Raw genomic sequence first — 13,216 nt, forward strand, 5'->3', positions numbered from 1 at the left:
GCGCGGCGCGCCCCCGACGCGCTGCGCTCTCCCGCGGTGTCCCGGTCGTGCGGGCTCCGGCTGCGACTCCGGCCTGGTCAGACCGCCGGTGCGTCCGGCCCGATCCTGCTGCGTACGGCCGACTGGACCTCGGCCTCCTCGGCCGGATCGGCGGCCAGCCTGCGCAGGCGCTCGGCCACCCTGATGTCACCGGTCTCCGCATGGCGTGCGGCGACCTCGCGGGTCGTCTCCTCGCAGTCCCACAGGCATTCGACGGCGAATCCGGTGGCGAAGGAGGGGTCGGTGGCGGCGAGGGCCCGGGCGGCCCTGCCCCGCAGGTGCGAGGAGGACGTCTCGCGGTAGACGTGCCGCAGTACGGGCGCGGCGCAGACGATGCCGAGCCGGCCGGCGCCGTCGACCAGGGTCCACAGGCGGGGCGCGTCCGGTCCTTCGCCCCGTACGGCGTCCCGCAGGGCGCCGAGGACGAGCGGGGCGTCCTGTGCGCCGCCGCGGCAGGCCAGCACGCCGGCCGCCGAGGCACCGAGCGCGTCGGGCCGCAGGGCCCAGCGGCGGGCACGCTCCACGGCCGCCTCGCCGCACATCCGCTCGAAGGCGGCGACGGCCGCTTCGGAGACGGTGGGTGACGCGCTGAGCGTCGCGGCCTCGATCAGGTCGAGGACGACCGGGTCGCGGACCTCGGCGGCGAGGTAGTGCAGCGCGGCGCAGCGGGCTCCGTCGGAACCGCTGCGGGCGGCCTCGACGATCACGGGCCGGTCCTCGGGCCCCGCCACCGCGGAGAGGCAGCGGGCGGCCGGTACGTGCAGGACGCTGCCTCGGTCGAGGCCTTCCTGAGCCCAGTCGAAGACGGCCCGGACGCCCCAGCCGGGGCGCGGACCGCCGGGTCGCATCTGCCGCTGCCAGCGGTCGAAGGAGCCCTGTTCGGAGGCGGCTCTCACCCGTGCGCCCACCGATGGGCGCGGGTCGTCGGCCCAGAGCCGCCAGGGGCGGGGCTCGTAGGCGTCCCGCACGGTGGCGGCGAGCTCGGCACGGCCCTCGGCGTTCTCCGGGAAGCGGGCGAGCACGGGCACGGCGAGGGACCGCAGCCCGGCGTCGTCGTCACGCAGCGCGAGCTCGTCCAGGGCCCAGGCCCAGTTGGAGCCGGTCGCGGCGTAGCGCCGCAGCAGGGCCAGGGCGTCGTCGCGGCCGTACGAGGCGAGGTGGCCGAGGACCGCCAGGGCGAGGCCGGTCCGCGAGTCGTCCGTGTCGAGGTGGTCGTCGGCGTCGCACAGGTGCCGTTCGATCTCCTCGATCCCGCCGTCGAGGTCGAGATACAGGCGCGCGTAGTAGAGGGAGCGGTTCTCCACCTGCCAGTCGTGACGCGGGTCGCTCAGGACGCAGTGGTTGAGAGCCGCCAGGGCCTCGGGGCGTGGTGCGGCGAGTGCGTGGAGCGTGCCGTCGCCGCGGCCCCTCTGCAGCAGGCCGAGCAGAGTGCCGCTCGGCGCTATGAACGGATCAAACATGGGAAAAGCCTCACATCAAGCTGTCGACGCAACCGGGACTGTGCAGTTCCATGTGGACGAAACGCCCCCTAGACCGCGCAGCAACATGATCGGCCGACCGCCGTCTTCTGCCTGGTGCAGACCATCTTCCCTGCCTCTCGTCGGTGGCCCGAATCGGGCCCGCGACGTCATGATGACCCAGCCATTTCGCCACCGCGACCACATTTACGGCGAAGCCCCTTCAACGGGCGCCGAAGAGTTCCAGCAGGTCGGCCTTGCCGAACATGCGCGCCGTGTCCAGTGCGGAGGGTGTTCCGGCCGCCGGATCGGCTCCCGCGTCGAGCAGGGCCCTGACGACCGCGTCCTCGCCCTTGAAGACGGCTCCGGCGAGCGGCGTCTGCCCTCGGTCGTTGGCGCGGTCCGGGTCGGCGCCGCGGCCGGCCAGGGCGACGACCGCCGGGGCGTGCCCGTGGTAGGCCGCGAGCATCAGCAGCGAGTCGCCCCGGTCGTTGGTGAGGTTGGCCGGGACGCCGGCGTCGACGTAGGCCGCGAGGGCGTCGGCGTCGCCGTGGCGCGCCAGGTCGAAGACCTTGGTCGCCAGCTCGACCACCTCGGGATCAGGGGTTTCGCTCATCGGGGGACCGCCTTCCAGTAACCGTTCGCGCTGGTTCCGGCCTGCCGGGGCGCGTGCCGCGTGGGCCGTACGAGTGAATCGACAGGGTACTGCCCGGGGGCGCACATGCCCGGGCCCACCCATGGCAAAAGATCACGTCGAGTGACGACGAGGAGGGACCAGACCCCCGAAACCCCTCCCGACGGCGCCCCCTTGTACGCCAGTCAAGTGAAAAAACAGACTTTTCACCCAATTGCAGCTTTTATCATATAGATACTTCCGGTGAGCTTGGAAGGACTCATGGTGACTGTCCCCCCAACCAGGAGAACCACTCATGATCCTTTCCATGTCAGGCGTCGTCATCCTCGGCATCATCGTCTTCCTGTTCTTCAGGAAGGACGGCCTCAAGGCGTCGCACGCCCTCGTCACCGCCCTGTTCGGCTTCTACCTGGCCGGCACCGCCATCGCACCGAGCATCACCGCGGGCGGGGCGAGCCTCGCCGGCCTCTTGGGCGGGATCAAGTTCTGATCTTCCGCTACCGCTCCCACCCCCTTCAGGAGACCGACGTGGCCCGGCGACCACTCCCCCGCATTCTGAGCAGCGGCAGCGCTTCGATCGCTCGCAGTCGAGAGTTCGCGCGCACGGCCGCCGACAGCGCCACCGACGTGCTCCATCCGCTGATCATGATCACTCGTGGTCTGCGGCTGCTGGCCGGTGCAGGACGGCAGAAGTGGGCCGCGACGCCCAAGGACCGGCGTGGTCCCACGCTGTTCCTCGTCGCGGCCTGCGTACTCGTGGTCGCGCTCATCCCGTACGGGCCGCTGCTGGCCCTCGTTGCGGTGATGGGCGCCGCCGCGTGGAAGGGACGGGAACGCACCCCCGTCAAGACCGGCCCGGACGAGGCGGAGACGGGGCGTCTGCAGGCTCTGTACGAGGCCCTCGTGCCGTACTTCTCGACGGCCGACGACCCCAGTCCGCTGTTCACCCACGGCGGCGACTGGGACAAGGTCTTCAGCGGGTACGAGTTCGACGGAGACGGCCGGGTCAGCAGTCTCCGGGTGACCTACCCCGCCTACTTCACCGACAGCGAGGCCGCCTCCCGCGCCCGGATCGAACAGCTGCTGCACGCCAAGTCGGGCCGCGGCCGGGAGTACCTCTTCAGCTGGGACGAGGAGGGCAACCAGCTCCTCATGAACGTGCTCGACGCCCTGCCCACCACCCTCACCGCCCAGCGCTTCGTCACCGCCCCCGGCGAGACGGTCCTCGGGTTCACCGACGACGACGCGGTACAGCGCACCGTGCCGGTGAGCGACGGCGACGAGACGCGCGACGCGCCCGGTGTCGTCTGGCGGACCGGCGCACGCTCCACCGAACCGCATCTGCTGATCGCCGGACAGCCCGGCAGCGGCACCACCACACTCCTGCGCTCCATCGCTCTCCAGGCACTCCAGCAGGGCGACATCCTGATCGTCGAAGGCAGCGGCACCGGCGAGTACGCGTGCTTCACCGGCCGCGAGGGCGTCCTGGCCGTCGAATGCGGACTGGCCGGGGCGCTGTCCACCCTGGAATGGGCGGCCAGCGAGACGGAGCGCCGGCTGATCGAGGCCAACCGGGCCCGGCAGTCCGGTCAGGCCGCGCCCGAGGACATCAGGCGCCCGCTCTGGATCCTGCTGGACCGGCCGAGCGTGCTCGGCCACCTCGCCGCCGCGGACGGCGGCCCCGATCCGCAGGAGCTCCTCCAGGTGCCCCTGCGCCACGGCAGGGCCGCCAACGTCACCGTCGTGATGACCGAGCAGTTCGACAGCCTGGACGGCCTGAGCGACACCGTCCGGACCCACACCAGGGCCCGGGTCGTGCTCGGCCACTGCTCGCCCGGCCAGATCGAGTCCGTCCTCGGCCTGGAGCCGCACACCACCCCCACTCCGGATGTCCCGCCCGGCCGTGGGTACGCACGGCTCGGCACCGGCCAGGTGCTGCGCATCCAGGTGCCCGCCACTCCCGACCCGTACGACGACGCGACGAGCGAGGCGCAGCGCCAGGCGGTGCTCGACCTGCTTCCCGAGCGGCGCACCGCCGTCGAGGCGAGCAGGCCCGAACCCGTGATGGCGGACACCGTGACGGCGTCCGTCGCCGTCGAGGGCCTGGCGCTCAGCGACTGACCCGGCCATGACGAGGGGCCCGCGGATCGACTGATCCGCGGGCCCCTCGTCCTGTGACGCGGCAGCTCAGGCGACGAACGTCCGGGGCGCCTCCGCCCCCGCGCCCGCCCCCGAACCGACCAGCTGGGCGGCGGCGGCGAGCCGCTGGGCCGCCTCGTCCGCGACCGGGCCGCCGACCGTGAACGGCAGCCGTACATAGCCCTCGAAGGCCCCGTCGACCCCGAACCGGGGCCCGGACGGCACCCGCACCCCGACCCGCTCCCCGGCCACCGCGAGCCGCGATCCGGAGAGCCCGCCGGTGCGCACCCAGAGGGTCAGCCCGCCACGCGGCACGGCGAACTCCCAGTCCGGCAGCTCCCGGCGCACCGCCGCGACCAGCGCGTCACGGTTGTCCCGCGCCTGCTGCCGGCGGATCTGCACGGCCTCTTCCCAGCCGCCGGTCCGCATCAGCCAGTTGACGGCGAGCTGTTCGAGGACCGGGGTCCCCATGTCGGCGTAGGCGCGGGCGGCCACCAGGCTGCGGATCACGTCGGGAGCCGCACGGACCCAGCCGATACGCATGCCCGCCCAGAAGGCCTTGCTGGCCGATCCGACGGTGAGGACGGTGCTGCCGGCGGGGTCGAAGGCGCAGACCCGGCGCGGCATGTCCACGTCGTCGTCCAGATACAGCTCGTGCATCGTCTCGTCGACCACCAGGACCGTGCCGGCCGAACGCGCGGCGTCCACCAGCGCGCGCCGGCGGGCCTCGTCGGCCAGGGCGCCGGTGGGGTTGTGGAAGTCCGCGACGACGTACGCGAGCCGGGGCGCCGCGTCCCTCAGCACCTGGCGCCACCGGTTCATGTCCCAGCCGCCGAGCCCCTCCTCCATGGCCACCGGCACGAGGCGGGCACCCGCCTCCCGCATCAGCTGGAGGATGTTGGCGTAGCTCGGGGACTCCACCGCGATCCGTTCGCCGCGGCCGGCGAAGAGGTGGCAGATCGCGTCGATCGCGCCCATCGCCCCGGTCGTGACCATGATCTGTTCGGGCATCGTCGGGATGCCGCTCGCGGTGTACCGGTCGGCGATCATCTGCCGCAGCGCGGGAAGACCGGCCGGGTAGTCGCCGTGGGTGTGTGCGTAGGGAGCCAGCTCCTCCAGGGCGCCCTGGACGGCCCGGGTGAGCCATGGCTCGGGGGCGGGCAGCGAGGCGCAGCCCAGGTCGATCATCGATCCGAGCGCCTCGGGCGGCAGCGGTTCCAGTCCGCGGGCGGGCAGCGGGTTGCCCGCGGGGACCGCCGTCCAGCTGCCGGCCCCGCGCCGGGACTCCAGGAAGCCCTCGGCCCGCAGTGCCTCGTAGGCCGCGGCGACCGTCGTACGGCTGACGGAGAGGGCCAGCGCGAGTTCGCGCTCGGCGGGGAGGCGGGCGGCGACCGGGACCCGGCCCTCGAGGACGAGCAGCCGGATGCCGTCGGCCAGTGCACGGTAGGCGGGCGGCCTGCGGGTGCCGGGGCCTGCGGGCCGGGGCTGCTGGGCGTGGAGCTGCCGGGCGAGCTGTGCCGCGCCGACGGCCGAAGTCCACTGCGCCATGAGAATCAGTCCACCTTCCTCGGATTGGCCATAGTTGGCAGCCAATCCCCTGCCACAGAGTGACATGCAGCAGTCCACCACCACCACACCAGGGGGCACCACTTGTCCATCACCGCCGTTCCGCGCGGGGCTCACCTCACCCGACGGCTGATCCAGCTCTACGCGGGCCTGGCGCTGTACGGGGCGAGCTCGGCCCTGCTGGTCGTCGCCGGACTCGGCCTGGAGCCCTGGGGCGTCCTGCACCAGGGACTCGCCGAGCGCACCGGGATCAGCATCGGAGTCGTCTCGATCATCATCGGGGCGATCGTGCTGCTCCTCTGGATCCCGCTCCGCCAGCGTCCCGGCCTGGGCACCGTCTCGAACGTCTTCGCCGTCGGTCTCGCGATGGACGGCACGCTCGCCCTCGTCCCCGAGGTGCACGGGCTCGTGGCGCAGGCCGGGGTGATGGTGGCGGGGATCGTCCTCAACGGTGTGGCGACAGGGCTCTACATCGCTGCCCGGTTCGGTCCCGGGCCGCGCGACGGGCTGATGACCGGGCTGCACCAGCGGACCGGCCGCTCGATCCGGCTCGTCCGTACGGCGATCGAGGTCGCGGTCGTGGTCACCGGGTTCCTGCTCGGCGGCTCCCTCGGCGCGGGCACGGTCCTGTACGCCCTGGCCATCGGCCCGCTCGCCCAGTTCTTCCTGCGCTTCTTCACGATCACGGACAACGGTGGCACCACGGTCGCCGACCGGACATCCGGGCAGGCCATACTGCCGCAGTGACTTCCGTACGCCACCCCTATCTGGACCACCCCGCCCCTCTCGCTTTCGCCCACCGGGGCGGGGCGGCGGACGGGATCGAGAACACGGCGGCCGCGTTCCGCCGGGCCGCCGACGCCGGGTACCGGTACTTCGAGACCGATGTGCACGCCTCGGCGGACGGCCGGCTGGTCGCCTTCCACGACCCCACCCTGGACCGCCTCACCGATTCCCGGGGACGGATAGCGGAGCTGCCGTGGAGCGAGATACGGCGGGCCCGGGTGGCCGGGCAGGAGCCGCTGCCGCTGTTCGAGGAACTGCTGGAGGCGTTCCCCGAGGCCCGCTGGAACGTGGACATCAAGGCCGGGCCGGCCCTCGTGCCGCTCGTGGATCTGATCCGCCGGACGGACTCCTGGGACCGGGTGTGCGTCGGGTCCTTCTCCGAGGCCCGGGTGGCCAGGGCGCACCGGCTCGCGGGCCCGCGGCTCGCCACGTCCTACGGCGTGCGGGGCGTCCTGGGGCTGCGGCTGCGCTCGTACGGAATCCCGGCGGCCCTGCGCGCCGGTGCGGTCTGCGCACAGGTTCCGGAGAGCCAGGGCGGCGTCCGGGTCGTCGACCGGCGCTTCGTACGGGAGGCGCACGCGCGCGGACTCCAGGTGCACGTGTGGACGGTCAACGAACCGGAGCGGATGACCGCGCTCCTGGACCTCGGAGTGGATGGCATCATGACCGATCACATCGAGACGCTGCGTACGGTGCTGAGCGAGCGGGGGGCCTGGGCCTGACGCGGGCCGGCGACGTCTTCACGGGGAGAGACGAGGGGTGCGCATGAGCGCCGAGACCGCGGACACCGCCGAGCCGGCGGACGGGACGGCCGGGCCGGACGGCCCCGACGAGCGGCGCCGCCAGCAGCGTGGCTGGTACTTCTACGACTTCGCCTGCTCCGTCTACTCGACGAGCGTCGTCACCGTCTTCCTCGGCCCGTATCTGACGTCCGTCGCCAAGGCCGCCGCCGACACCGACGGCTACGTCCATCCGCTGGGCATCCCGGTCCGCGCCGGATCACTGTTCGCCTACACGATCTCGGCCTCCCTCGTGCTCGCGGTGATCCTGATGCCGATGGCGGCCGCCGCGGCCGACCGTACGGGCCGCAAGAAGCCGCTGCTCGCAGCCGCGGCGTACACGGGCGCGACCGCGACGGCTGCGATGTTCTTCCTGGACGGCGACCGCTATCTGCTCGGCGCCTTCCTGCTCATCGTGGCGAACGCCTCGATCTCCGTGTCGATGGTGCTCTACAACGCCTATCTGCCACAGATCGCGGAGCCCGACGAACGGGACGCGGTCTCCTCACGCGGCTGGGCGTTCGGCTATACGTCCGGGGCACTGGTCCTCGTCCTCAACCTGGTCCTCTACACGGGGCACGACTCCTTCGGTCTCTCCGAGTCGGACGCCGTGCGGATCTGTCTGGCCTCGGCCGGTGTGTGGTGGGGTGCCTTCACCGTCATTCCGCTGCGCCGGCTCCGGGACCGGAGCACGAAGGGGGCCGGCGCCGAGCCGGTCGGATCCGGCTGGCGGCAGTTGCGGGCGACCCTGCGCGACATGCGCCGCCACCCGCTGACGCTCTCGTTCCTGCTGGCGTACCTCGTCTACAACGACGGTGTGCAGACCGTCATCTCCCAGGCGTCCGTGTACGGCTCCGAGGAACTGGGCCTGAGCCAGACGACGCTGATCACGGCCGTCCTGCTGGTCCAGGTGCTGGCGGTCGCCGGGGCGCTCGGCATGGGACGCATGGCCCGGGTGTACGGGGCGAAGCACACGATTCTCGCGTCTCTCGTGGTCTGGACGCTGATCCTCGTCGCCGGCTACTTCCTGCCCGCCGGTTCGCCGGTCTTCTTCTACGCGCTGGCCGCGGCGATCGGCCTGGTCCTCGGCGGCAGCCAGGCGCTCTCCCGGTCCCTCTACTCGCATCTGGTGCCGCGCGGCAAGGAGGCGGAGTACTTCTCCGCGTACGAGATGAGCGACCGCGGGCTGAGCTGGCTGGGGCCACTGGTGTTCGGGCTCGCGTACCAGCTGACCGGCAGTTATCGGGATGCGATCATGTCGTTGGTGGTCTTCTTCGTGGTCGGTTCCGTGCTGCTCGCGAGGGTGCCGGTACGGCAGGCCGTGGCGGCTGCCGGTAACCCTGTTCCCGAACGGATTTAGACGTTGAAGTGAAAGGCCGGTAGTGTACGCCTTTGGCCTGCCCGGAGGACCGTTACTGCGAGTGGAAGAATCCAAACCGTTGGGTGACAACTTCCGCCAGATGTGACAAACCGGGCATTGGCGGGTACTTCAACACTCGCAAACCTGAAAAAGCAGCGGCACGACGGGCGACGCATGACCGGCAACGGGAATCTTTGCCGCCGACCGGACGTTGACCGGATGACGACGACAGCGACATTTGTCCTGTGGGCGACAAGCCCGGGAGGCACGATTCATGAGTGAGCGAGCTCTCCGCGGCACGCGACTCGTGGTTACCAGCTACGAGACGGACCGCGGCATCGATCTGGCCCCGCGCCAGGCGGTGGAGTACGCATGCCAGAACGGACATCGATTTGAGATGCCGTTCTCGGTAGAGGCGGAAATTCCGCCGGAGTGGGAGTGCAAGGCGTGTGGCGCCCAGGCACTCCTGGTGGACGGGGATGGCCCCGAGGAGAAGAAGGGCAAGCCTGCGCGTACGCACTGGGACATGCTCATGGAGCGGCGCACACGCGAGGAGCTCGAAGAGGTGCTGGCCGAGAGGCTGGCGGTTCTGCGCTCCGGCGCCATGAATATCGCCGTGCATCCGCGGGACAGCAGGAAGTCTGCTTGACCGCGTAGCACGCATCGAGACAGAGCCGCGGGCCGCGACACCTTGTGTGTCGCGGCCCGCGGCTCTTTGCGTGGGCCTTGGGCGTCCGGCCGTACCGGGGCAGCCCGGCGGACCTGGCTCGGGCCCGTTCGCTCGCCGTCAGAGATGTCCTCGATCGCCGGACGGGCTTGACACCCACGGCCCAACGGCCGTGGGCGCCGTTACGGCGTCAGCGGCGGGCGCGGGGTGTCGTCGGGACGGGAGGGGTCCTCCCGGATCACCTCGCCCTGGACGACCTTTCCGTCCGGGCGGTGCATACGGGCCTGCTGGAAGGCGTCCGAGAGGCTGCCGGGACCGGCCGCCCTCATCCGCCGTTCCAGTGAGCGCTCCGCGTACCTGCTGAGCGCCGACCGGACCGGCGGCACCAGAAGCAGCAGGCCGGCCACGTCCGAGATCATCCCCGGAATCATGATCAGGAGCCCGGCCAGCATCAGGAAGCCGTTGCCCCGGGTGCTCGCGGGGGCGGGTGACGAACCGCCGGCCCCCGGCTGTCCCGGCATCTGCTGGAGCGTCTCGGTGAGGTTGCGGAAGGCTCGGCGGCCGGCCCGCTTCATCACCACGGCCCCGAGGACGACCCCCGCGGCCAGGAGCAGCAGCACGGTGAACCCGCCCGCCACGTCCGCCACCACGGTGAGCAGCCAGATCTCCAGCACCGCCCAGGCGGCGATGGCGAGAGGTACGAAGGTCCGGGCGCGCGAGCGCTTGCGGGCGGTCGGGGGCGGTGTGCCGGTCGTCATGTCACCAGTGTGCCTGGGCCGGCGTCCGGACGGGGTAAGCGGGGTGACGGAGGCCGCCCGGATCCGGGGTCAGGGGTTCTTGCGGCCGAGGGCCCGGTTCGTACGCGTGGTGACACCCCAGGCGGTCACGCGCCAGAGCGCCTCGACCAGGATGTCGCGGCTCATCTTGGAGTCACCGACCTCCCGGTCCACGAAGGTGATCGGGACCTCGACGACGTGGAAGCCGGCCTCGATCGCGCGGCGGGCCAGGTCGACCTGGAAGCAGTAGCCCTGCGAGGCGACCTCGTCCAGTCCGATGCCCTGCAGCGTCTCGGTACGGAACGCCCGGTAGCCGCCGGTGACGTCGCGCGTCTGCAGCCCGAGCATCAGCCGGGAGTACGTGCTGCCACCGCGGGAGATCATCTCGCGGGACTTGGGCCAGTTGACGACCCGGCCGCCGGGGACCCACCGGGAGCCGAGTACCAGGTCCGCGCCCTTGAGCGCGGTGAGCAGGCGCGGCAGTTCCTCGGGCTGGTGGGAGCCGTCGGCGTCCATCTCGACGAGAACGCCGTAGTCGTGGTCCATGCCCCAGCGGAAACCGGCGAGGTAGGCGGCGCCGAGCCCCTCCTTGCCCTTGCGGTGCAGCACGTGGACCTGGTCGTCGGTCGCGGCGATCTCATCGGCGAGCTTGCCGGTGCCGTCCGGACTGTTGTCGTCGGCGACCAGGATGTCAGCCTCCGGCACGGCGGCGCGCACCCGGCTGACGATCGGCTTGATGTTCTCGGCCTCGTTGTAGGTCGGAATGATCACCAATGCTCTGCCGAGCGGGCCGTATCGCCTCTGACCGCCGTCGTTCACTTACTGCCCCTTAAGTCCGTACGCAGATGCACACCATATCGAGCGCGGCACGTGCACAGACCGACCCGGTCGGGTGGCGTGGGGAACGGCGGCGGACAGAAGCACGGAAGTGCGGACAGAACTGCGGATCGGGGCCCGGCGCCCTTCGGGCCGACCTGGGACCCGCCGGCTGCGGGTCGACCTAGAGCCGTTGTCTACTGAACGTCCGGGCCCCACCCGGGTCGCACCCTCCGCCCGGCTGAAACCTTCCCTCGCCCCCGAGGCGCGGGCGCTGAACCTGGCTGTCAGTGGTGGTGCGCCGGTGCGGCACACCACCCCATGACCCAGCGGCGTTCGACGACTGCGTGGAGGTTTAACCGGTCGGACGTCCTGTGGTGGACCTGGCCGAACCTACCGGCCAGTGGGCGCATTCTGTCAATAGTTGCCTGACCTGCATCGTTTACCGAACTTGCCTGGTCAGTCCCGAAGATCCCCAGGTCGTGGCAGAACGAGGGCACCTTCGACCGGCGGTACGAAATGTCCGCACGTCACTCGTTCGGTCGTACGTAGACAGTTTGTCCGAAGACGACGGTGCGCAGGCAGACCGGGAGCTCGCCACCGGGGCTGAGGTCGGGCAGCCCGGGCGTTCCCGACCTGGGATCCGTCGACCAGCGCGCCACCCGGTCGTCCGGGGCCTGGACCACCAGTTCCTCGGTGCGCCAGACCGCGTAGTCGGCCGGCGCGCCGGGCACCAGGGTGCCCGCGTCGTCCCGCCCGACCGCCCGCCAGCCGCCCCGGGTGTGGGCGGTGAAACCGGCCCGTACCGAGATCCGGTGCTCGGGCGTCCGGTGGAACGCGGCCGCCCGCACCGTCCCCCACGGGTCCAGCGGGGTCACCGGGCTGTCGGAGCCGAACGCGAGGGGCACACCGGCCCGCAGGAGGGCCGCGTACGGGTTGAGGGTCCTCGCCCGCCCGGCACCCAGCCTGCGGGCGTACATGCCCTCCTCGCCGCCCCAGGCGGCATCGAAGGCGGGCTGGACCGAGGCGGTGAGGCCCAGCTCGGCAAAAGCGGCGACGGTCTCGGGGGTGAGCATCTCGGCGTGCTCGATGCGGTGCCTGGCGGCCCGGACCCGACCGAGGCCCACCTTCTCGGCCGCCGCCCTGATGCCGTCGACGACGGCGGTGTGCGCCGCGTCGCCGATGGCGTGGAAGCCTGCCTGGAGCCCGGCCTCGGTGCAGGCGGCGACATGGGCGGCGATCTGCGCGGCATCCAGATGGGCGGCGCCCGTGACCGGCGCGTCGGCGTACGGCTCATGGAGGCAGGCGGTGTGGGAGCCGAGCGACCCGTCGACGAAGAGGTCCCCCGCGGCGCCCACCGCCCCGAGCTCCCGGATGCGCCGGGCGTCCTTCCCGTCGCCGACCTGTTCGGCCCAGTAGCCGAAGACCCGCGGCCCCGGTTCCCCGGCCGCCAGCTTCAGCAGCGAGGTGAAGTCCTCCTCGTCGGAGATGTCCGGGCCGCCGCACTCGTGGACCGTTCCGATGCCGAGGGACGCCGCGTGGGCCAGCGCGGCACGCTGGGCGTCGGCCCGCTGCCGCGACGAGACGGCGCCGTGGGCGGCCGCGCGCACCGCGTGGTGGGCGGCGCCCGTCAGCGGCGCGTCGGGCCGGTAGCCGGCCAGGGAGGCGGCCTGGGGGACGAGATCGAGCAGCGCGGTCGTGACGACCGCCGAATGCACGTCGATCCGGGGCAGATAGACCGCCCGCCCGCCCGCCGCCTCGTCCAGCTCGCCGCGCGTGGGCGGGCGCTGCTCGGGCCAGCGCGTGGCATCCCAGCCGTGCCCCAGGACGACCCGGTCGGACGGGTGCGCCGCCACGTACGACCGCACGAGGGCAAGGGCCTCGCCGAGGGTGCCCGCACCGGAGAGGTCGAGGCCGGTGAGGGCCAGACCGGTCGATGTGGTGTGGACGTGCGCGTCGGTGAACGCGGGAGTGACCAGGGCCCCGTCGAGGTCGATCACCTCGTCGACGCCGCTCGCGAACGCGTCGGCGGCTCCTTCGGAACCCACCCAGGCGACATGGCCCCGTTCGACCACCATGGCGGTCGCGAAGGGGTCGGCGGGGCTGTGGACGTCTCCACCGCGCAGCAGCACGGTGCGGTGTTCGCTCTGGGGGGCGGTGCTCTCGGTCATGAGGACCAGTCTCCCGCCTGCCGGGG

At 71.9% G+C, this 13,216-nt stretch carries 12 protein-coding genes; 6 read left to right on the forward strand and 6 right to left on the reverse strand.

The genetic code is table 11. The features are described from left to right. Positions 1-77: 77 nt before the first annotated feature. A complete protein-coding gene (locus tag OG446_RS04435; protein WP_328892798.1) occupies positions 78-1,499 on the reverse strand; it encodes a HEAT repeat domain-containing protein in 1,422 nt (473 codons plus the stop codon). Positions 1,500-1,719: 220 nt separating this feature from the next. Continuing rightward, positions 1,720-2,112, reverse strand: a complete 393-nt coding sequence (locus OG446_RS04440; protein WP_326664424.1) for an ankyrin repeat domain-containing protein — start codon at positions 2,110-2,112, stop codon at positions 1,720-1,722. Positions 2,113-2,425: 313 nt separating this feature from the next. Here OG446_RS04440 and OG446_RS04445 point away from each other — a divergent pair, with 313 nt between their 5' ends. Then, entirely contained in the window at positions 2,426-2,620 is a 195-nt protein-coding gene (locus tag OG446_RS04445; protein WP_018103962.1) for a hypothetical protein, read from the forward strand. Positions 2,621-2,658: 38 nt separating this feature from the next. After that, positions 2,659-4,251, forward strand: a complete 1,593-nt coding sequence (locus OG446_RS04450; RefSeq protein WP_328892799.1) for a hypothetical protein — start codon at positions 2,659-2,661, stop codon at positions 4,249-4,251. Between the two features lie 66 nt (positions 4,252-4,317). On the opposite strand, the gene OG446_RS04455 is transcribed toward OG446_RS04450, so the two are convergent. Further along, on the reverse strand, positions 4,318-5,817 hold the full coding sequence (locus OG446_RS04455; RefSeq protein ID WP_328892800.1) for an SCO1417 family MocR-like transcription factor: 1,500 nt from the start codon (positions 5,815-5,817) through the stop codon (positions 4,318-4,320). Positions 5,818-5,919: 102 nt separating this feature from the next. Between OG446_RS04455 and yczE the strand changes: the two genes are divergently transcribed. The 4 genes from yczE to OG446_RS04475 all read left to right on the forward strand — a co-directional run bounded on the left by yczE (position 5,920) and on the right by OG446_RS04475 (position 9,409). Next, positions 5,920-6,582: a membrane protein YczE gene (gene yczE, locus OG446_RS04460; RefSeq protein WP_328892801.1), complete on the forward strand. Its 663-nt coding sequence runs from the start codon at positions 5,920-5,922 to the stop codon at positions 6,580-6,582. After that, positions 6,579-7,343, forward strand: coding sequence for a glycerophosphodiester phosphodiesterase (locus tag OG446_RS04465; RefSeq protein WP_328892802.1), 765 nt, complete (start codon positions 6,579-6,581; stop codon positions 7,341-7,343). Before yczE ends, OG446_RS04465 begins: the two co-directional genes overlap by 4 nt. 43 nt (positions 7,344-7,386) lie before the next feature. Then, the gene (locus OG446_RS04470; protein WP_328892803.1) at positions 7,387-8,760 is read left to right on the forward strand and encodes an MFS transporter; all 1,374 of its coding nucleotides are present in this window, start codon (positions 7,387-7,389) and stop codon (positions 8,758-8,760) included. Positions 8,761-9,034: 274 nt separating this feature from the next. Continuing rightward, on the forward strand, positions 9,035-9,409 hold the full coding sequence (locus OG446_RS04475) for an RNA polymerase-binding protein RbpA (RefSeq protein ID WP_003959706.1): 375 nt from the start codon (positions 9,035-9,037) through the stop codon (positions 9,407-9,409). 200 nt (positions 9,410-9,609) lie between these two features. Here the strand turns inward: OG446_RS04475 and fxsA are convergent, their stop codons facing one another. From fxsA to OG446_RS04490, 3 genes are all read right to left on the reverse strand, one after another. After that, the gene (fxsA, locus tag OG446_RS04480) at positions 9,610-10,185 is read right to left on the reverse strand and encodes an FxsA family membrane protein (protein ID WP_328892804.1); all 576 of its coding nucleotides are present in this window, start codon (positions 10,183-10,185) and stop codon (positions 9,610-9,612) included. A 69-nt stretch (positions 10,186-10,254) separates the two neighbouring features. After that, a complete protein-coding gene (locus OG446_RS04485; RefSeq protein WP_328892805.1) occupies positions 10,255-11,022 on the reverse strand; it encodes a polyprenol monophosphomannose synthase in 768 nt (255 codons plus the stop codon). Positions 11,023-11,549: 527 nt separating this feature from the next. Further along, positions 11,550-13,190: an amidohydrolase gene (locus OG446_RS04490; RefSeq protein WP_328892806.1), complete on the reverse strand. Its 1,641-nt coding sequence runs from the start codon at positions 13,188-13,190 to the stop codon at positions 11,550-11,552. Between the last annotated feature and the right edge of the window lie 26 nt (positions 13,191-13,216).

The sequence above is a fragment of the Streptomyces sp. NBC_00236 genome (genome assembly GCF_036195045.1).
Classification (GTDB): Bacteria; Actinomycetota; Actinomycetes; order Streptomycetales; family Streptomycetaceae; genus Streptomyces.

What these genes read in the sequence shown, in the direction of transcription:
- OG446_RS04445 (WP_018103962.1), top strand. Translation starts at nt 2,426, where the DNA reads ATGATCCTTTCCATGTCAGGCGTCGTCATCCTCGGCATCATCGTCTTC.
- OG446_RS04435 (WP_328892798.1), bottom strand. Translation starts at nt 1,499, where the DNA reads ATGTTTGATCCGTTCATAGCGCCGAGCGGCACTCTGCTCGGCCTGCTG.
- fxsA (WP_328892804.1), bottom strand. Translation starts at nt 10,185, where the DNA reads ATGACGACCGGCACACCGCCCCCGACCGCCCGCAAGCGCTCGCGCGCC.
- OG446_RS04475 (WP_003959706.1), top strand. Translation starts at nt 9,035, where the DNA reads ATGAGTGAGCGAGCTCTCCGCGGCACGCGACTCGTGGTTACCAGCTAC.
- OG446_RS04440 (WP_326664424.1), bottom strand. Translation starts at nt 2,112, where the DNA reads ATGAGCGAAACCCCTGATCCCGAGGTGGTCGAGCTGGCGACCAAGGTC.
- OG446_RS04470 (WP_328892803.1), top strand. Translation starts at nt 7,387, where the DNA reads ATGAGCGCCGAGACCGCGGACACCGCCGAGCCGGCGGACGGGACGGCC.
- OG446_RS04455 (WP_328892800.1), bottom strand. Translation starts at nt 5,817, where the DNA reads ATGGCGCAGTGGACTTCGGCCGTCGGCGCGGCACAGCTCGCCCGGCAG.
- OG446_RS04490 (WP_328892806.1), bottom strand. Translation starts at nt 13,190, where the DNA reads ATGACCGAGAGCACCGCCCCCCAGAGCGAACACCGCACCGTGCTGCTG.